Here is a 210-nt window from a genome sequence, read left to right on the forward strand (position 1 = left end):
GGAATATTGGACAATGGGGGGAACCCTGATCCAGCCATGCCGCGTGTGTGAAGAAGGCCTTATGGTTGTAAAGCACTTTAAGCGAGGAGGAGGCTCTTCTAGTTAATACCTAGGATGAGTGGACGTTACTCGCAGAATAAGCACCGGCTAACTCTGTGCCAGCAGCCGCGGTAATACAGAGGGTGCGAGCGTTAATCGGATTTACTGGGC

At 51.9% G+C, this 210-nt stretch carries 1 rRNA gene; it reads left to right on the top strand.

Going from position 1 to position 210, the window contains the following annotated elements:
- Nucleotides 1–210: ribosomal RNA gene (locus tag ACG916_RS21740) — 16S ribosomal RNA — on the top strand; the annotation flags it as partial.

This window comes from Acinetobacter legionensis, from assembly GCF_048552295.1.
GTDB lineage: Bacteria > Pseudomonadota > Gammaproteobacteria > Pseudomonadales > Moraxellaceae > Acinetobacter.